The following is a 20,399-nucleotide window of genomic DNA, read 5'->3' as shown; positions in this document are numbered from 1 at the left end:
CCTTTGTTCAGGGTAAAAGTTGGTTTGGAATCGGAGTCAAGAAAAGGGCCGACACCTGATAATAGCGCGTCGTGCCCTCTTACTTTATGCGATCCGGTTTGCTGTTTATCCGTCATTCGATAGAATTCTCTATTCTTATTTTTGCGCTAATCGGTAAGGATGTCAACGAAGCAAGCAAGCATAATGGAAAGAAAGCAGATCAGCGCCCGCAGAGTAAGGGATATATGCAGTATTTCCGTCATTTATTCACCAGATGTTGATTTTACTGAAACATTTCAGGAGAGTCTCCCGTCTGTAGGATTGAAGAGGTCAAAAAATGGGTTTACTAAATATGGAGGTGCCAAGAAATGAAACATAAAAAAGGATTGGCTGCAACGCTTGCGCTCTGCGTGTCTTTGACGGCAGGAGGTGCATCGGTACTTGCATTTTCGGATGTAAAAGATGAAGGACAAAAAACGATTGTGGACTCGTTACATGCCAAGGGTGTTGTTAATGGAGTAACGGCGGATCTATTTCGTCCAGATCTCGCATTGTCCGAGCCACAAGGTGTTCAACTGATCGTGAACGCTTTTGGTCTGAAGAATGAATACGCTGCCGCCTCGGCACAAAATAAAATTAGTCCAACGACCTGGTACGCCGATGCCGTTCAGGCTGCAACACAGAATGGTCTGTCCATTCCGGTGGAGTTGAATCCACAGGCCAAAATGACGCGTGAGCAGTTTGCTATTTTGCTCCTTGAAGGGATTAATACAACCGGAGAATATCCGGTGATCATGCTGTATAATGATATTAAGGACGAAAATAAAATCGGTAAGGACGCCAAATCTGCGGTCCAGAACCTGCTGAACATGGACATCATTGAACTGGATAAGGACGGAAACTTCCGTCCAGATCAGTCGCTTACCCGTATGGAGGCTGCAAGCATGATCTTCAATGCACTTGAATTCGTAGATAAGCACGGCAATGGCGGATCGACAGAACCGACTCCAACAAATCCAGGCGAAGGCCAACAAGGGATTGTGCCTACCGTGACATCAACCAAAGTGGATGACAAGAAGGTAAAAGTCAAACTGACCGCACAAATGCCTCATCCTGGTTATGGGTTGAAGATTGAAGATGTGAAACTGGAGAAGGATGGACGTGCCATTGTGCTGTATACCATTATCCAACCTGACCCGGACATGATGTATCCAATGGTGATTACCGATGTTACCGCAGAGACAGACATTCCAACAGGATACACTGCAGAAGCACAGCCTTCTGGAAAATAATCAAGCCTTACCAGCGTGCTTCGATCCTTGATCGGAGCGCGCTTTTTTTTTTGATTTCTTTCTGAAACCGACGATCGATATGAAGAATTTGCGTAGAGAGAGGGGCTGTCTTTCAGTCCGAATCTTGAGTAGTCCGACTGAAATGTAATAATTCTATTTATGCATGTTAAATTTTGTGACTCATAGGTGATTAGAAAAGTAGTATTTAGTTAATTTGTGTAATTTTATATGACATTAAAATTGTCATTTATAAGATGTAAATCAATATCTATATAGGTGATAAAGCTGCTTCGTGTTAACGGAGCGGCTTTTTTTTCTGGTCTGATCCAAAAATTATCATTCATTCCAGCTCTCCATGTCATGTGCAAAATCAACATATATGACTGAATATACCCAGTTTTTATCTACGTTTGTGTGCATTGTAGTCAAGGATAAAAACGACATATTTACCGAGCGGGGAAGAAACTCATAGAATAAAGCCAAGCCATAAGGGTGCTTGATGCAGGTGGTAAATATATGATAGATAATATTACATTTATGTGATTGAATTAAATCTATCCTTATTACTTTTTCTAAGCATCAGGAGAGAAGGAAGACAAATGCATAAGTAAAGGGGGAGAAACACAGTAGCAATGAAGAGGAACTTCTATTACATTCAAGATGTCGATGCGCAGAGCATGCTAAGACCTTGCGACCTGTATGACCGATGTGAATCCAGAATGCGACCTACACATATGGAATACCTCTTTCCTAAACATATGTGGGTTTTGACTTTAAGGTCTGTTTCTCAACTTTCATTCAGATCGGACATCTCTCAAGTTCATGCGAAGCTACTCCAAACGATAACTTCAAGAGGAAAATGAGTCAAATTCCACATGTTTTATGCCTCCAAAATGACAATGACAAGTTTAAACGAAAAGCGTAAACCCTTGTTTTAACAGTACTTTCCGTGTTTTTAACAGTGAAGATCGAAATAGCATATTTACGGATTCGGAAATGATCCATAAACTCAGTATGTAAGCGTTACCAAATTGCGAGGGAAACAAGGCCTCGCATGATAGAAATGTGGTCCGGGACTCATTCCTTACATTTGAACAGGAGTGTTTCGCTCTTCTTACAAAACGGACGGATTTTCATTTAGAAAAGGAGGAAACAACTGATGCAGCCAGAAGGGAAGTCCGCCTTGTCGCAAAACCTATCGGTGTACACGATTCCGAACAGCAAGAAAAATAAATTATGGAGAAGGATGATTCGAAACTGGGAGTTGTATCTGTTTATCGCGCCAGCATTTCTATACTTTCTGATTTTTCATTACGGGCCGATGTACGGCATACAAATCGCATTCAAAAACTTTATCCCGACGCTTGGTGTTACGGGAAGCCCGTGGGTTGGGTTCGATCATTTTATCCGCTTCTTTAATTCGTATTATTTCTGGGATTTGTTATGGAATACCCTCAGTATCAGCTTGTATGAGCTGGCTATAGGTTTTCCGCTGCCGATCATTCTGGCGTTAGCCTTCAATGAAGTAAAGGACTCCTTCTTCAAACGTACCGTACAGACGGTCACGTATGCACCACATTTTATTTCGGTCGTTGTCATGTCGGGTATGATCATTACCTTCTTATCGCCTTCGTCAGGCATGATTGTCAATTTGGTGGAGGCTCTTGGATTTCAGGCCCCTCAATTTCTGACGGACCCTGCGTGGTTCAAGACGGTGTACGTACTCTCAGGTGTCTGGCAGAGTGCAGGCTGGGGTACCATTATATACCTCGCAGCTCTCTCGGGTGTGGACCCGCAACTGCATGAAGCAGCTGTGGTGGACGGTGCGAGCCGGTTTAAACGGATTCTGCATATTAACATTCCAGCGATCATCCCTACGATCACCATTTTGTTAATTCTGAATATGGGCAGTATTCTGGGTGTCGGATTCGAGAAAATCTTGCTGCTGCAAAATCCGTTGAACATGGGTTCATCCGATGTCATCTCGACATTTGTCTATCGGTCCGGTCTGGTTGATGCGCAATACAGTTTCTCCACAGCTGTAGGATTGTTTAATTCGGTAGTTAATGCAATTCTGCTGATTACGGTGAACCAAATAGCACGTCGCACCAGTGAAAATAGTTTGTGGTAAAAGGAGGGGAAAACACATGTCAACCGCGGTTAAGGAAAGCAGAAGCGATAAAGTGTTCTTATGGTGCAACTACATCTATCTGACGATAGCGCTCGTCATTGTGCTTTACCCGCTGTTATACATCATTAGCGCCTCAATCAGTGATCCCAAATTTGTAAGCTCCGGTGAGATGTGGTTGCTACCTAAAGGAATTACGTTTGAAGGTTATGCCCGCGTATTTGAGAACACCAACATCTGGATTGGGTACAAAAATACGATCATCTATACTGTCTTAGGTACACTCGTCAACCTGATGGTTACTCTTCCAGCAGCCTACGCGCTCAGCCGCTCTGATTTTGCGGGACGTGGATTCTTCATGGCTATGTTTATGGTAACGATGTTCTTCAGCGGAGGGCTTGTCCCGAGCTACTTGCTGGTTAAAGATCTTGGTATGGTGAACAGCATTTGGGCACTTATTCTGCCGGGAGCTGCATCCATCTGGAATATTATCGTATGCCGTACGTTTTTCCAATCGACCATTCCCAAGGAGCTGCAGGAAGCGGCCCATATCGACGGGTGTACCAACACTCGGTTGTTCATTCGAATTGTGCTTCCGCTTTCCATGCCAATCATTGCCGTGATGGCGCTCTTCTACGGTGTCGGACACTGGAACAGCTATTTCAGTGCCATGATTTATTTAAATGATTCCTCGAAGTATCCACTGCAGCTCTTTCTGCGCCAAATCCTGGTACTTCAGGAGATGGCAGCACAGGGCGGGGGAGCTATCGATACCTCTTCAGCAACAGCGATGAATTCCAAAGCGGAAATTGCTGCGCTGGTCAAATATGCTGTCATTATTGTTTCAACTTTACCTGTGATTGCAATTTATCCATTTCTTCAGCGTTACTTTGTGCAGGGTGTTATGATCGGTTCCGTTAAGGGATGATCTTAAACCATAATCCACACTAAAAAAGGGGAGTTGTCGTCATGAAAAAGCTTCGCAAGGCTTCATCCATTGTACTCTGCCTTACCCTATCAGCAGCATTGCTTGCAGCTTGTGGTTCCAATGAAGATGGAGGTTCTGCGACTTCAAATGTCGAAGGGGTCAAAAAAGAAGGATTCCCGATTGTGGACAAACCACTTACGTTAAAGGTCATGTCCCAGGATGCAGGCGTAGCCGACTGGAACACGATGCCAGTCCTGCAAGAGATGGAGAAATTGTCAGGCATCAAGCTGGAGTACCAGCTTTCGCCGATCGACAGCTTTGAAACAAAGAAGAACCTGGTATTCGCAAGCGGCGACTTACCGGATATGTTCTATGCTGCGGATCTCAAGCCAGCTGAGCAGGTTACTTATGGAACTCAAGGCATTCTGATCCCACTGGAAAAATACATTGATGAGGGCTATGCCCCGAATATTAAGAAGATTCTCGACGAAAACCCGGATGTTCGCAAATCATTTACAACGCCTGACGGACATATGTATGCACTGCCATTTATCGATACGGCTGCCGTGTGGTACAGAGGCCCGATGTGGTATAACGGGGAATTCCTAAAAGCACTTAATGTAGAGGAACCTAAGACGACGGAAGAATTATATACGTACCTGAAGCGTGTTAAGGAAGAAGACCCTAACGGCAACGGACAACAAGATGAAATTCCGCTTACTTCTGTAAAACTGGACGATCTTCGTATGTACTTCTTCGGATTCTGGGGAATGTACAACGAAGGAATCTACGCGGATAAGGACGGAAAAGTTCACTATCCTTATCAAGAAGAAGGTTACAAAGGTTATCTGACGTTCATGAACCGCTTGTGGAAAGAAGATTTGCTGGATCATGAGACCTTCTCTCAAACAGGCGATCAGAAAAAAGCAAAAGGCGAAAGCAACAAGCTTGCGCTGTTCAATGACTACCATCCATACTTCACACTCGGCGGCGAGCCTAGCATGAAGCATCCGCTGATGACACCCGTGAAGAGTGAGATCGCAGACTCACCTGTATACGGTAAACACCCAGGCATATCGGCACGTGGTACCTTTGCTATTACGAGCAGCAACCCGTCCCCTGAGGCAACTATGCGTTGGATTGATTATATGTACAGCTATGATGGGGCGACCCTGTTCAATCAAGGTCCTGAAGGTCTGCTGTGGAAATTCAAAGACAAGGAAAATCTCGTAAAAGAGTGGCTGCCTGTTCCTGGCGGCGGGGATCGTGAGGAATATCGCGGTAAAATCACGCCGAACTATGGCATTTTGACACCGGGTATTAATGATCCGGATATCGCGAAAGGTCTTCGCACCGAATTTGATGAATGGCTTGACCAGCAGAATCAAGAGAAATTGGTGCCTATCGGAAAATCACCATTCCCCAACGTTTATTTAACAAATGAAGAGCAAAGCGAAGCGACCGCTTTATTATCTGATCTGGATACGTACGTCAAGCAGATGGAAGCGAAGTTCGTAACAGGCCAAGAGCCGCTTGAGAACTGGGATAAGTATATTGCACAGATCAAAAAAATGGGCAGCGACCGTATTGTTGAACTGTATCAAGGGGCATACGATCGTTGGAACACAGGCCAATAAGAACAAGGACTCCAGAAAGAGGTGTGAACAAGGATGCAGAAATGGTTTGAAGAGGCCAAGCTGGGAATATTCATCCACTATGGCATCTATGCTGTGGACGGGGTTTCGGAATCCTGGTCCTTCTATAATGGAAGGATCTCCTACGAAGAGTACATGAAGCAGCTGGACGGCTTTACGGCATCGAAGTTTAATGCACAGAAGTGGGCGGACTTAATTGAGAAATCCGGAGCCCGATACGCCGTGCTGACAACGAAGCATCATGACGGTGTTGCTCTGTGGGATACGCAGTATAGTGACCTCAATGTCGTTAAGCAGACACCAGCGAATCGGGATCTCGTGAGGGAATATGCGGAAGCAATTCGGGAGAAGGGCATACATCTGGGGATGTACTTTTCGCTGATTGATTGGTCGCACCCGGATTATCCTAGCGTGTTTGAAGGTGGAAAGGTACCGGAGGATCTCAGCAGTGTCAATCGGCATTCAAGCCCTGTGGATGGTGCTCAGGATCAGGAGAAATGGAAGAAATTCCTTGAGTTCAATAACCACCAGCTGCGGGAGATCATGACGAATTACGGAAAGGTGGATCTGCTGTGGTTCGATGGGGACTGGGAGCGAAGCGCCGAGCAGTGGAACCTGCCGGAGTTCAAGCATTACCTGCAATCTTTTAACCCGGATGTCATCATCAACTCCCGCCTTCAAGGTTATGGGGATTATAAAACGCCAGAGCAAGGCATCCCGATTACAAGACCGGAGGGACCATGGGAGTTCTGCACCACGATCAACACATCATGGGGCTATGTGCCAACAGACCATAAATACAAATCGTTAAATCAGATCATTCGGATGTTCTGTGATTGTATTTCGATGGGTGGCAACATGTTGCTGGATATCGGTCCGCGCGAGGATGGCACCATTGATAAGAGGCAGGAGGATATTCTGCTTGGACTGGGAGCTTGGATCCGAACCCATGAAGAGGCCGTCTTTGGAACGGGCGAAGGTATTATGCCTCGCTATTATCTGGGGGGAAGCACCGTATCCGAGGACAGAAAGACATTATATCTGTTTGTTTATGACGATCCAAAAGAGAATGTATGCATCAAGGGACTATGCAATAAGATCAAGAAGATTACTGTGCTGCACTCGGGCAAAGAACTTAACCATGAGATTCATGGGGGTGTGCCTTGGTTCAATATCCCGGGGACAACGTGGATCAAAATGACCCCGGAGGACACACATGAGAAGGTGACGGTTCTTAAGCTCGAATTCGACGAGGAACTGGAAATGTACGGTGGTTCAGGAGCCGTTGTTACCCATAACTAACATTACGGGAGGGCATGCACTTATAGATGCATGCCCTCCCTCATGAAGCGGAGAGAGCGATATGAACCAAAGTGGAGTACCTGAGCCGAAGATTGAGTATGCTCCCAAACATTATATATGCAAGCGTGCGCAGGAACCGCTGATGCTGGACGGCCGCGTAGATAAGGCATTCTGGGATGCAGCTCATTGGACAGATGATTTCGTTGATATCGAAGGGGATCTTCGTCCGAAACCAGCAAAACAGACTCGGGTAAAAATGCTGTGGGATGACGACTATTTCTACTTTGCTGCCGAACTGATTGAAGATCAGATATGGGCTACGTTGACCGAGCGGGACTCTGTTATTTTCTATGACAATGATTTTGAGATTTTTATCGATCCCGACGGGGATACCCATCAATATTATGAGTTCGAGATCAATGCGCTGAATACGGTGTGGGACCTGTTATTGGTGAAGCCATATCGGGATGGTGGACCTCCGGTCAACGGTTGGGATATCAGCGGTCTTAAGACGGCTGTACATATCGATGGGGAGCTGAACACACCTGGCGCCGATAACCGAAAATGGAGCGTCGAGGTCGCGATTCCGTGGACCAGCCTAAAGGAATGTGCAGAAGGCAACCGTCCTCCTGCACCGGGTGAGTTCTGGCGTGTCAACTTCTCACGGGTGGAATGGCAGACCGAGGTGCAGGATGGTGAGTACCGCAAGGTGGTGAATCCGGATACAGGCAAACCTTATCCGGAGGACAACTGGGTCTGGTCACCCATGGGTATTATCAACATGCATTATCCGGAGCTATGGGGATATGTCGTATTTTCGGATGACGGAATGGATCAGCCCTTTGAGCTGCCAGAAGACGAACGAATCAAATGGGAACTTCGCAGACTCTACTACCGTGAACACAATTATTTTGAAGCCCATGGTGAATTTACACAGGATGTGAAGTTACTTATGGGTGAGGAAACATTGATTTGCCAGCCTGTAATTGAAACGACCCGTAGCCTATTCCAGATTAGTACGCCTTCCTCGGACGGCACCACCTTAATCTGTATTCGGGAAGACGGAAAGCTGTGGAAGGAGTGAGCTAGCGATGACCAGCCAAACCTTAGTGTTCTCGATGGAGGCACAGTCCTTGGAGCGGATCGAGCAGAAATTCCAGGAGAAGTTAAACTTTGCGGATACCCGCAAAGATAAACTGTTTCATGTGTTTCAGCAGCCATTAACTGAAGAAGAGGCATGGGCTTTAAAATATGTGTATGCCTACATGCCGGTGAACGACCTAGCTGATTATGATGGGGAACTGTTCCTCAGTCATGTGCGTCGGGCACTGGACATTCGCAAGCGTGTGCCTTGGGGGGAACGCGTACCAGATCATCTGTTTCTGCATTTTGTGCTCCCCTATCGAATCAATACAGAGAATATTGAAGATTTCCGTGGCATTATCTTTGACGAGTTGGCCGACCGGACAGCGAAATTATCCATGGCGGATGCCATTCTGGAGACCAATTACTGGTGTCATGAAAAAGCGACTTATATTGGCAGCGATCTGCGAACGATATCGCCGCTGACGATGATTCGGAATGCCCGCGGCCGTTGTGGAGAAGAATCCACGCTGGCGGTAGCCGCTCTTCGTAGCATTGGCATACCTGCCCGTCAGGTCTACACACCACGCTGGGCTCACTGTGACAGCAATCATGCTTGGGTAGAAGCCTGGGCGGACGGCCAGTGGTATTACATTGGGGCATGCGAGCCGGAAGCCGGATTGAATCAAGGGTGGTTCAGTCCACCAGCCCGCAGGGCCATGCTGATTAATACGAGGATATTTGCCGACTATCCGGGACCGGAGGATATAACACTCTCCGAGAAGGGATATACGGAGATCAATTTACTGGAGAACTATGCGCCAGCGCATACCATCTGCGTGAAGGTGGTAAATGAGCAGGGAGCGCCCGTGCCTGAAGCGAGTGTCCGCTTTGAGCTATACAATAGTGCTGAGTTTTATCCCATTGCCGAAATCAAGACTGATGAGCAAGGAGAAGCTTCCTTTAAGACAGGCCATGGCGACCTAGTGATTCGTGCGGTTAGTGGTAGCAAGTGGGGTGAAATTCTATTCAAAGCTCAGGACGGTGCTCATGTTGAGCTTGTGTTGAAATCGTTAGAGCAGCCATCAGGGATCGTGGATTTTGATATGGTTCCTCCTCCGGAAGGGGAGGGAGAAGTAGTGGCTTCGTTACCAGAAGAGAAGATCCGGGATCACAACCGCCGCCTGGAGGAAGGTACGAAGATTCGGAGTGGATATGAGGATACATTCCTGAGTGAGGAAGATGCATTTGCATTGGCTCATACAACTGGACTGCCTCCGGAGCGCGTATGGGATATTCTACAGAAGGCACGGGGTAACAGCCGCGAAATCGCTGCTTTCCTAGAGGAACGTTCCGGTGAATTTGGAGAGTGGCCACTACAGTTGCTGGAGTCGATGAACGAAAAAGACTTGATTGATACTTTTCGGCCGACACTGGACGATCATCTTATAGGTGCACTTTCGCAGCGTGGACGATGGGCAGAAGAGACGTTTGTGAAGTACATCCTGTGCCCGAGGGTCTCTTATGAAATGGTGGTGCCTTATCGATCCGTATTCCAGAATGCTTATTCCGAGGAAGAAGCAGCGGCGTTCAGGGAAGATCCTTCGATGCTTGCATGCAATCTGGAACAGAGCTATTCGTATTATGAGGATCTCCCTAACCTGAAAGGCAAGGGAAACCCTGTAGGTACGTACAGCCTGATGAAGGGAGATCCACAGTCGCTCGATATACTATTTGTCGCTGTGTGCCGCAGTTTGGGCATTCCGGCCCGATTGCATCCGAGCGAGCAGAAACCGCAGTATCTTAGTGACAAAGGCTGGGAGGATGCGGTGTTCAGTCTCACCTCTTCGCGAAATCAGGAGAGCTCAAGCTGGGGAATGCTGCAACTTCTCAAGGATTCAGAGGCTCGGGAGGATGCGCCGTCAGCATCCTATGCGGAGAATTTCTCGTTGGCCCGTCTGGAGGATGGCGTGTACAAAACGCTGATTTATCCATATGGTCACACTGATATCTATAGCGATCCATTTGAGGTTGAACCGGGAGCTTATCGCTTAACGACTGGCATCCGTCTGAAAGATGGAACGGTAAGAGTCCGCTTCATTTACTGCATCGTTCGGGCTGGAGCCACCACGGAGGTAGTACTGACTTATCGCGAGACGGTGGTAGACATCCCTGTGCTTGGTAAACTGGCAACCGGCAATGAACTGACTCGTTTGGATGGTTCAGAGGTGGTGCTGAAGGACCTTCTGGGATCAGAGGGGGCCATTGCCGCGTGGATTGAACCAGAACGGGAACCGACCAAGCATCTGATTCGTGAGCTGTGTGAGCTGGCTGAGCCGTTGGATAAGCTGGGCGTGCCAATTGTGCTGGTGATCGGAGATACAGAATGGAACGCCTCCTTTGACTCTGGGGCTTATCCGAAGCTGCCGGTACGTACGATTTTTGTACGGGATTCAAGTTATGCGGCCTTGTCCGGTTTCATTTCGAAACCTGCCGCTCACGAAGCGGGCTATCCGCATCTGTTCGTGTTGGATAATCAGGATCAAATCCGATACTCGGCCTCAGGGTACAAGATTGGTACAGGCAAGGAAGCTCTGCAGATTGCTGCTGCGATATCTCAATCATTGAATGGATCGGAGTGAAAGCGGATGACGAAATATATTGCTGCTGGTTATGTCGTCGATTCTGTTCTTCCCGACATGACGGATGAGGATCTGTTGAAATTAACACATCTGAATGTAGCCTTTGGACATGTCAAGAATGATGAAATCTCCACCGAGCATTTAAAAAACGGAGAGGTTATCCGTAATATTAAGCGGGAGCATCCGAATCTAACGGTGCTGCTTTCCGTAGGCGGATGGAGCGCTGGTGGTTTCTCTGAAGCCGCCTCAACCCAGTCTGGAAGGGACAGTATGGCCGCATCAGCGGTTAGGGTGCTGGAGGAATACCCTTTTGACGGAATCGATCTGGACTGGGAGTATCCTTGTTACGGTGAAGCCGGTATCGCATCCAGTCCTGATGATAAACGGAATTTCACCTTACTTCTCAAAACGATCCGGGAAACGCTGGATGCCAAGGGCTCCGAGGATGGCCGTCATTATCTGCTCACCATTGCGGCAGGGGCTGATCAATACTACGTAGACGGTACAGAGATGGCTGAGGTGCAGCAGTACCTGGACTTTGTGCAGTTGATGACCTATGATATGCGCGGCGGTTTTCAGGTTCTGACCGGACATCATACGAATCTGTATACACCAACCGGTGATCTGTTCCGAATTAGTACAGATGCTTCCGTAAATGTGTTCGTCCGTGCCGGCGTTCCGAAGGAGAAGATCGTTATCGGCGCTGCGTTCTACTCCCGGATCTGGACTGAGGTTCCTGACCGAAACCATGGCCTTCACCAAATGGCCGGTAGCACAGGCGGCTACGGTCCGGCATTTGCCGAACTGGAAGCGAAGTACATCAACAAGAATGGTTATATCCGTTATTGGGATGAGGAAGCCTGTGCACCGTTTCTGTTTAATGGGTCGAGCTTAATATCTTATGATGATGAAGAATCGATTCAGTGCAAATGTGATTACGTGAAGGATCAGGGACTGGCCGGCATTATGTTCTGGGAATACGGCTGTGATCAGACTCATCGTCTGTTGGGTGCAATACATCAAGGGCTTCAAGATGTTCCGGTAGAGAAATAGAAGAAGAGAGTCGGTTGCGAAGGATCGGCTTGCCTATATGAGCCGAAAACATACAAAACCTCCCCTAACCAAAAGGTTGGGAGAGGTTTCTATTTATTTTACGAATCCATCCACTAACCAAGGCATTCCTCGTCATCGTCATCTGGGGAATCGGAGGAGTCGTTGGGACGGTGCATTTTGCGGTACTGCCCTGGGGTATAACCCGTCTCTTTCTTGAATTTACGGATGAAGTTCGGTGTGTCCAGATAACCGACGCGAGTGATGATATCTTTTAACGGGTCGGTCGTATGCAGCAGCAGTCGGATAACCTCATCCATTCGTTTCTGCCAGATATATTGGGTGAAGTTCATACCGATCTTCTCTTTGAATGAACGACTGAAATACGATGAAGAGATCGTGAATTTCGATGAAATCGTACCCAGGCTGAGGTCATAATCAGAGAAATTGGCATCAATATAAGCAACGATTTCATCCATCAGGGAGCTTTCTTCCGTCTCGCTCTTCGCCTCGACATGAGCACAGATCTCGGCGGCAAGTCCTGTCAGTTTTTTCTCCAAATCCTCCAATGAATCGTAGGAAGTGATTCTTGGAAGTTGATTAACCACGTGATGTATGCCAAGCTCCGAGGCCGTTTTCAGCATCGTATTCAGAATATCGAAGCAGATGCAGCGCAGCAGCGGTACAGATGGCATTTCGGATTTCAGGGTATTTAACGCGGTCGATACCATTTGAACCGCCACATCGTAACTGCCCTGTTTCAAGCTCTGAACTAGTTTCAGCAGCACATCCTTAGGGACCCAGAAGGAAGAATCCTCTTCACTAGAGCCGGAAAGGGCGTTGAAGAAGGTGCTGCTGCCTTGTCCGTGCAGCATGGACGCTTCCAGCGCGGTTGATGCCTCGATATAGGATTGGTTCAGCTGTAATGGAGAACTATAGCTGTTGCCAATCCCGATCGCGGGAGCAACTCCGACGTGCTCTGTCACCATCGATTGTAGTGATTCAACAATAGGCTCCATACGAGCATTCAAGCTGGATTCATGCCCGACTTCGGCATTGAATCCAACGATAAGGGCCACTTGGTCTGGCTGTGGAAGCTCCACGCCATAAGCATAAGCAGACAACTCCGGCAGTTCCATATCGTTGATCAGCTGCATGATAGTACGCTGTTCGGGATGATCTACGATGGGAAAAGCATGCATTTCCCATCCCAAGGTCATAACAAAATAATGGGATCGGTTAAAGCGTATACCGAGATTATCCGTAAACTCAGAGGGGAGCTCTCCGGTATGACCATGCTTCAGTAACATAAGCAGAATATGATTACGAGCGTAGGGCTCCTGAAGGTCCACACGCTGGCTGTAATCATGCAGCGTTTTCTTGATCCATTCCAGCTCGTTGCTGGTTGTGGAAGGTTCAGGATTATTCTTTAAACGGATAAACTCCATCAAGTCTGAAATCGGATGGTATTGTCTTCGGGCCAACAAAATGGCGAGAAAGGTGCCCATCACCACCATGAAGGAGAAAACAAGAACAACAAAGGTACGAATATGGACGATTCGGCTGAAAAATTGATTGCTTGGCATAGCGGTTACATAAGTCCAGCCCGCGTCTGATTTGACGGATACCACCGAATGCGGTTCTTGATTCAAGGAGAGGCTGTGTGTTCCCGGCTCAAGTTCAAACAGGGATTTGACTTCCTGTTCGGTAATGGTTTCCCCCTTATAATTAGCGGCCAGCACCTGCCCATAATTATCGAAAATATAAGTCATCCCATGGTAGTCGCTGAGAATGGAATCAATCAATCCGGTCAGATTGGACTCGTGAATCAGGTACATGACAGTGCCGTGAGCGGGCGTATTGTTAGGTGCAATCGGTACAAGGTAGGCCAGCATGGAATTGGGTACTTTGGTTCCTTGAACGACTTGTTCAGCTGGTCGTATCGTGGGAAACTGAACGTTATTCAAATCTCGGATCATATCCGTTTTGTTCCATGTATTAAATTTGTAGCGGCCCGTGAATACATCCAGGTTCTCAGAGCCCTGAGACGAGTAGATGCTATCATCTCCGCGGAAGAACAGAAATAGCTCATCGATAATGGAACTGGTGGCTTTGTATTTGACCAAGGCAGCAATTGATTCCCGGCTATAGTAGGGATGGTGAGTCCAATAGCGGGTCAGCTGCTCATCGTAGGCGATACGAAATGCGATGTCCTGCAATTCCTTCATGCGGTCATCAATGACCGTTTTGGCTTGGGTCAACTGATTGACATTAGTCTGTTCAATCTCTGAACGGAGCGTGTCCACAGCATTGTGATAAATAATAATAGTTAATATAACAAGAGGGATAAGGAAAATGGAGATATAGGATAGTGTGTACTTAAACAGAAGCTTGGACTTGAAGTGATTCCATTTCATATCTGCAACCTCCCGTTTTTCTTTAGAGCTGCAGCGATAGCGCTCTCATAAAGACAGTGAAGTATTACCATGATGCCGAGCTGCTGGGTGTTCCTACTAAAAATATTAGGAGAACTTCTCTAATAAATCAATGAATCTTTTTTAGGATTTAAGGGGGAGTCACGCAGAACGTTTATTGTGAGAATTGATGTTAATAACCATAGCAAAATCCCCTTCAAGTTCACTCCTTTCCTTATGTTACCACACAAGGCTTTTTAAAGAGTATCTACTTGAAGGGGATGATTTTAATAGAGGTTATTTCATAGTTTTTATTTAAATTTGATGGTCACACCATTATTTAATCCAAAGGTTCATAATCAAACCAATCGAACAGGCTGGGTGCACCTTCTCCTGATGGATTGTGGGCATACATGGCAATGATGATTCCTGTGAAGCCGCCCGCTACTTCAGTAGAGAGCAGATGGGTTTCGCCTAAGCCGAGGACAGTGCCAGTTGTTGAACCTTGCTGCACGGAGAATGTGAACATATCAAGTTGGGCCTGAATCTGTAATATCGCAGGTCCAGCTCCACAATCCCGAATTACTTCGGTTCTTAAAGTGCCAACCGTTCGTCGGAATATCATTTTTTTGTGACCGTCGACCCGTGTTATAGCCAGATCATAATGATATTTCTCATTCATATAGACAGTCAATCCCGCTTCGTCGCCATCATGCGTTGGATCAAAGTTCATTTTGGCTGCCAAGTTGCATAAGAAATGGCTCAAGCGACGACCAACAAAGGTGGGGTTTCCACCATCATTGAGAGATACGGAGTTTCCTCGCAGAACAAGATGGCTCGGGTGTTCGGTGAGTGACCAACTACCTGGAGCTGGATTCCGTAGGAAGACCCAGTCCAGGCCAAGTGTGGACACATTGAAATCATCCCGGATTTCCTTGCGGGGCCATTGGACTTCAGGCAGCTGTGGCCTAGTCATAACAGGCTCAATATGACCATGATGACCGATTATAGGCCATCCGTCACTCGTCCAGTTCACAGGTGCCAGGAATGTCTCGCGTCCCAAGTGATGCCGCATGGGGTAGGCTGCAGGACGGATTCCAAGGCATACCGCCCACCAGCTCCCGTCTTGTGCTTGCACCAGATCGGCATGCCCAGTGGCGTGAATACTGCTTTTCATGCTTCGGTTCGACAGAATCGGATTGTGAGGGCAGGTATCAAATGGCCCATATGGATCTGTGCTTCGTGCAATGGTTTCCATATGTCCGTATTCGGTTCCCCCTTCGGCGATCATCAGATAGTAGAGGCCATTTATTTTGTATAAGTGAGGGGCCTCAGGTGCGGCGCCGCCGGTTCCCCTCCAGATGAACTGGCTCTCTGTCAGCTTTTTACCCGTCAAGATGTCGATCTCACATTGATAGATTCCCTCACCTTCATCGCCATTACAGGCGGATTGAAAGTAAATACGACCATCATCGTCAAAGAATAGGGAGGGGTCTATGCCATCCTGGGCAACAAAAATAGGAACGGACCAGGGTCCTTCAGGTTTTCTGCTTCGTACATAGAAGTTGCCACCTCCACTTACATTGGTAGTTGTCATGTAGAACCAGCCATGATGGTAGCGTAGCGTCGGTGCATAAATACCTCCGGAACTGCCCGCTTTGGCGAGTGGAAGCTGTTCGGCAGAAGTGAGAACATGGCCGATCTGTCGCCAATTCACAAGATCTTTGCTATGAAAAAGGGGTACACCCGGGAAATATTCAAATGTGCTGGTTACGAGGTAATAATCTTCGTCTACCCGACAGATGCTGGGATCTGGATAGAAGCCCGGAATCACGGGATTGGTGTAGTTCGTCATCATGTAGTGCTCCTATTCATTCCAGAGTTTAACTCGGTCCTGGACGTATTTGGTGAATCCTTGTTCCATTTTTTCGACACCTGCATCAATTAGCTTCTGCTGATAGTTGTTCCAGATGGCATCGAATTCTTCCGGTTTGGCCATGACGGCCAGCGGAATCTGTTTCCATGTAATATCCTTCACCTTGTTAGCTATAATGTTGATTTCATCATCACTTGGCACAGAAATATTCCATACCGCTCCCCAAGGTTTTACCGGAAAATCCTTTTCGTTCGGAAACAGATCCATCCAGGTCGTTGCATCATAAGCTTGAAGGGTCTCTTTCTCTACATCCGTATAATTCTCAATAATCTGTTCCGGGAAGTTCTTGGTATAATAATTGCCAGTCGAGTCTTTCACGCCATCCCCATAATGACCACCCATATTGGTGTAAAGGCCTACGCCGGATTCTCTGGTAAAGGCGATATTGTCATTGATAATGCGCTGCTGCACATCTGCAGGTACAACTCGCTTACCGTCCTCCATCGTATATTGCTTACTTTCTACGCCCCAATAGTTAAGGATTTGGCCTTCCTCGGAAGCTAGGAAATCCAGAAATTTAATGGCTCGGACCGGATCTTCTGCGCTTTCGGTTATGCCTACTCCCCAGCCCGCCATGAAACCAGTGGACTGGTAGCGGTTATCCTTGTACTGGTCAGACAGCGTGACTGAATAATGTCCATAGGTTTGATCATTTTTTCCTGATGACTTGAGAGCTTTCTCTCCGTCGGAGTAGCCCCAGTCTGCATCAATCAGACCAATGACGCGACCAGAAGCGACTTTGGCCAGATATTGGTCGTTTTTCTGAACAAAAGATTCCTGATCAAGCAACCCGGTATTATACATATGGTTAAGCCATTGGAAATACTCTTTCTCACCTTCCGTGCGGAAATGGTAGGTTGCTTTATGCGATTCCGGATCAATGTAGTACTCTCCATCACCGGATTTACCAGTGGTCTCAGCTGCGGGGTTCGTCACGGTAATTTGCATATGCCAGTCATCAGCGTTTAATGTCATGCCGATATTTTTGTTACCGTTCTCATCGGTAGGGTGCTTCTCCAAATAGGATCGAATGACATTTTCATAATCTTGCAGTGTCTTGATCTGTGGATACCCGGCCTCCTGCACAGCACGATGCTGTAGCTCAAAACCTGCACCGGCCACGAAGTTGACTCCGTCTATGGCTGAGTAGGTAGGAATGACATAGATGGAAGGATCGTCGTTACTGTAGCGCAGACGTTTGATTTGGTCGCCGAAGAGTTTTTTGATGTTTGGGGCATGTTGATCGATCAGATCAGTAAGGTCCAGCATTGCCCCTGCATCAACCAATTTGTCCAAATCCCCCTTGGGACTGATCAGATCGGGGTAATCACCACTTGCTGCGATCAGTGCCAGTCTCTGTGCGGGGTCCGATACTGCGAATTCGGCATCCAGTGTGATACCTGTCTGCTTGGTAATTTCCTTGCCGACATCATCCTGCATCTTATTCCAGTTTGCGTTGGAATCTGCTCCAAAGAAAGTCAACGTCATCGGCGAAGAATCACTGACATTTCCTTCTTTGTTTTCTGAGCCTTCATTGTTACTACTGCACCCTGCAAGCATGCTTAATGAGAGTGTTAGTGCGACAGAGCATTCTGCAATCTTTCTCATCGAATGAACCATATTGACCCCCCTGATGTTATTCGTTATTTTCTTGAATCCGTTTACAAAAATCACTTAATCTGTGCTGTATTTGCATCGCTACATGAGGAATTATAGAGAACCAATGATCGGCAAACCTTGATTTTTCGGTCATGGAGTAGCATGATATAGACATTCATCCCAACATGAATCATGGAGGGCGAACTGTTGAGCAACGCCTATTTGAATTGGTTTACAGCTGATTTGGAATTTCCGTTCTATATTCAATATGGAGGACATGACGAAGACACCGAACTTCACAAGCATGTGGACTTTTCGGAACTTGTTATTGTCCTGAATGGCAATGCGACACATGTTGTTAATACGGAGGAGTTTTTTGTTAAGAAGGGCAATGTATTTGTGATTAATGGTTCCACTCCGCATGCCTACAGAGATCCTCATGATTTTCAGATATGCAACATTATGTTCAGACCAGAAATGCTTGCTTCCGCCGGACCGGATCTGAGAAAATTAAAGGGGTTTCAGGCTTTGTTTGTATTGGAGCCGTTTTATCGCAATATTCACTCCTATCCGAGTAAAATGTCCTTGCCTATTTCCAATCTGGAGTATGTAGAATCGCTGATCTCTGTCATGGTTGAGGAGTATAGAAGCAGGCAGCAAGGATATCAGACGATGCTGATCTCCCGTTTTACGGAGATGGTTGTTTATCTGTCGAGGCATTATGAGACACAGGAGAAGGGGATTGAGGGCACTAATCTGATGCATCTGGCGAATGCCATTTCCTATATCGAGGATCATTATCTGGAACCCCTGACTTTGGAAGAGATTGCAGGGAAGTCGAATGTGTCTATACGGCACCTAAATCGCATCTTTCGATCCTATTATCAGATGACGCCTATCTCGTATTTACAGAAGCTACGACTGGAGAAGGCATGTTATTTGTTAAAACAGGGGAACCTGTCCATTACCGAAATTTCTTATGAATGTGGGTTTAACGATAGCAATTATTTTACCCGGCAGTTCACAAAGGTGTATGGCGTGTCTCCCAAAACGTACAGGCAATCTCTATAACATGCCGCTGTGGTGTGATTGAACAAAAGAAGGAGGGGTGAGTGTGAGAGAAACCTGTGTTCCAACTGGCGTGGCACTAAAAGATACCGGCTTTGGATATACGCTTTCCCTGGTAAACGGTAAATATAAAATGGTTATTCTATATTGGCTGTCTGAAAACAAAGTAATGCGACATAATGAGCTGAAGCGAAGTATCGGTACTATTTCCTACAAAACATTGAGCGTCATGCTTAAGGAGTTAGAGGAACATGATCTGATTCTACGCAAAGAATATCCCCAAATTCCGCCCAAAGTTGAATATTCATTGTCGGAACGAGGAAAATCAATAATGCCACTGTTAGATATGATGTGTGACTGGGGAGAAGCCAATATGGTGTCTGCCCCGGGGTTAATGCAACGCTAACGGTCAGATTGTGAGATGAAAAAGCAAAAAGCAGTATCTTCCTGAATCGGAGATACTGCTTTTTTTGATTTGCTTGAAGTGAGTGTTACAGGTTATCCATGAAACGTAAGTAGTTTTGTACGTTTTGTTCTAAATCACTTGCCGCAGGCTCGTGTTCTGCCCCGTAGAAGGCAAAAAATGATCGATAATCCGCACCGCAGTAAAGGAAGGTCGTCTCCAAAGGAGATAACATTTGTTCAACGGTATAGCGATATTTGGCCTCTTGCGCGTAATCCTCTTCTTTGATTCCGGCAGATACGGCCAAGGCAACTTTGCGTTGTTGCAATTTGTCCCCCTTGGAGCCGTAAGCCCAGCCATACGTAAAAACTTCATCCAGCCATTGTTTAAGAAGAGGTGGGCTGCTGAACCAATAGAACGGAAATTGCAACACAAGATGGTCATGACTTTCAATGAGCTGCTGTTCTTGCTGCACATCAATATGTCCATCGGGGTAAACTTTATATAGTTCATGTACCGTATATTTTTCCGGATATTGTTGGAGTTCTTCTATCCACCGTTTGTTGATGACCGACGTTTCCAGGTTGGGATGTGCTACGATGACAAGTGTTTTCAAAATGAATTCTTCCTCTCTAAGCTATAATGTTTCTTGAGTATAAAGGGAGATTTCCAAAGATGTAAGTATGCACTTTTAGTTCAGGTACTTACCTTAAGGTAAGCACCATCCGTCGTTTTATATGTTCCATAGAGGCCTCCAAACAGTCATGGATATGGGATTTTGCAAAGAATTGCGGAAACATGGGTCCGTCTCGCAGAGCGTCTAGGCAGGTTTAGTAATCGAAATAAAAATAGCCGCCAGGCTTATGCTTGGCGGCAGTTTTTGATGTTTAAGTAATAACACGGTGTGTTCGTAATGGCGT

At 46.7% G+C, this 20,399-nt stretch carries 14 protein-coding genes; 10 read left to right on the top strand and 4 right to left on the bottom strand.

The genetic code is table 11. The features are described 5' to 3' along the window. Positions 1-347: 347 nt before the first annotated feature. The 8 genes from MHB84_RS07145 to MHB84_RS07110 all read left to right on the top strand — a co-directional run bounded on the left by MHB84_RS07145 (position 348) and on the right by MHB84_RS07110 (position 12,062). Positions 348-1,271, top strand: coding sequence for an S-layer homology domain-containing protein (locus tag MHB84_RS07145; RefSeq protein WP_076290186.1), 924 nt, complete (start codon positions 348-350; stop codon positions 1,269-1,271). A gap of 1,159 nt (positions 1,272-2,430) precedes the next feature. Continuing rightward, a complete protein-coding gene (locus tag MHB84_RS07140) occupies positions 2,431-3,402 on the top strand; it encodes an ABC transporter permease (protein WP_076290185.1) in 972 nt (323 codons plus the stop codon). Positions 3,403-3,418: 16 nt separating this feature from the next. Continuing rightward, positions 3,419-4,327: a carbohydrate ABC transporter permease gene (locus MHB84_RS07135; RefSeq protein WP_076290184.1), complete on the top strand. Its 909-nt coding sequence runs from the start codon at positions 3,419-3,421 to the stop codon at positions 4,325-4,327. A gap of 41 nt (positions 4,328-4,368) precedes the next feature. Further along, complete coding sequence (locus MHB84_RS07130; protein WP_076290183.1) at positions 4,369-5,964, top strand: extracellular solute-binding protein; 1,596 nt, start codon at positions 4,369-4,371, stop codon at positions 5,962-5,964. 33 nt (positions 5,965-5,997) lie between these two features. Continuing rightward, on the top strand, positions 5,998-7,284 hold the full coding sequence (locus MHB84_RS07125; RefSeq protein WP_076290182.1) for an alpha-L-fucosidase: 1,287 nt from the start codon (positions 5,998-6,000) through the stop codon (positions 7,282-7,284). 61 nt (positions 7,285-7,345) lie between these two features. After that, a complete protein-coding gene (locus tag MHB84_RS07120) occupies positions 7,346-8,368 on the top strand; it encodes a carbohydrate-binding family 9-like protein (RefSeq protein ID WP_076290181.1) in 1,023 nt (340 codons plus the stop codon). Positions 8,369-8,375: 7 nt separating this feature from the next. Continuing rightward, a complete protein-coding gene (locus MHB84_RS07115; RefSeq protein WP_076290180.1) occupies positions 8,376-11,009 on the top strand; it encodes a transglutaminase domain-containing protein in 2,634 nt (877 codons plus the stop codon). A gap of 6 nt (positions 11,010-11,015) precedes the next feature. Next, positions 11,016-12,062 (top strand): glycoside hydrolase family 18 protein, encoded by a 1,047-nt coding sequence (locus tag MHB84_RS07110; RefSeq protein WP_076290179.1) that lies wholly within the window; start codon positions 11,016-11,018, stop codon positions 12,060-12,062. A 113-nt stretch (positions 12,063-12,175) separates the two neighbouring features. On the opposite strand, the gene MHB84_RS07105 is transcribed toward MHB84_RS07110, so the two are convergent. The 3 genes from MHB84_RS07105 to MHB84_RS07095 all read right to left on the bottom strand — a co-directional run bounded on the left by MHB84_RS07105 (position 12,176) and on the right by MHB84_RS07095 (position 18,029). Continuing rightward, a complete protein-coding gene (locus MHB84_RS07105; RefSeq protein ID WP_076290178.1) occupies positions 12,176-14,476 on the bottom strand; it encodes a helix-turn-helix domain-containing protein in 2,301 nt (766 codons plus the stop codon). Between the two features lie 337 nt (positions 14,477-14,813). Continuing rightward, on the bottom strand, positions 14,814-16,331 hold the full coding sequence (locus tag MHB84_RS07100) for a glycoside hydrolase family 43 protein (protein WP_076290177.1): 1,518 nt from the start codon (positions 16,329-16,331) through the stop codon (positions 14,814-14,816). A 9-nt stretch (positions 16,332-16,340) separates the two neighbouring features. Continuing rightward, complete coding sequence (locus MHB84_RS07095) at positions 16,341-18,029, bottom strand: ABC transporter substrate-binding protein (protein ID WP_076290176.1); 1,689 nt, start codon at positions 18,027-18,029, stop codon at positions 16,341-16,343. Positions 18,030-18,215: 186 nt separating this feature from the next. On the opposite strand from MHB84_RS07095, the gene MHB84_RS07090 reads away from it, so the two are divergent. Next, entirely contained in the window at positions 18,216-19,079 is an 864-nt protein-coding gene (locus MHB84_RS07090) for a helix-turn-helix domain-containing protein (protein ID WP_076290175.1), read from the top strand. A 43-nt stretch (positions 19,080-19,122) separates the two neighbouring features. After that, positions 19,123-19,482, top strand: a complete 360-nt coding sequence (locus tag MHB84_RS07085) for a winged helix-turn-helix transcriptional regulator (RefSeq protein ID WP_076290174.1) — start codon at positions 19,123-19,125, stop codon at positions 19,480-19,482. Positions 19,483-19,567: 85 nt separating this feature from the next. Here MHB84_RS07085 and MHB84_RS07080 read toward each other — a convergent pair whose 3' ends face one another. Further along, positions 19,568-20,095 (bottom strand): NAD(P)H-dependent oxidoreductase, encoded by a 528-nt coding sequence (locus MHB84_RS07080; RefSeq protein WP_179087183.1) that lies wholly within the window; start codon positions 20,093-20,095, stop codon positions 19,568-19,570. Positions 20,096-20,399: the final 304 nt, after the last annotated feature.

The sequence above is a fragment of the Paenibacillus sp. FSL F4-0087 genome (assembly GCF_038020215.1).
Classification (GTDB): Bacteria; Bacillota; Bacilli; order Paenibacillales; family Paenibacillaceae; genus Paenibacillus; species Paenibacillus taichungensis.
The sequence above is the reverse complement of the archived record's forward strand: the minus strand, read 5'-3'. Positions and strand labels throughout refer to the sequence as shown.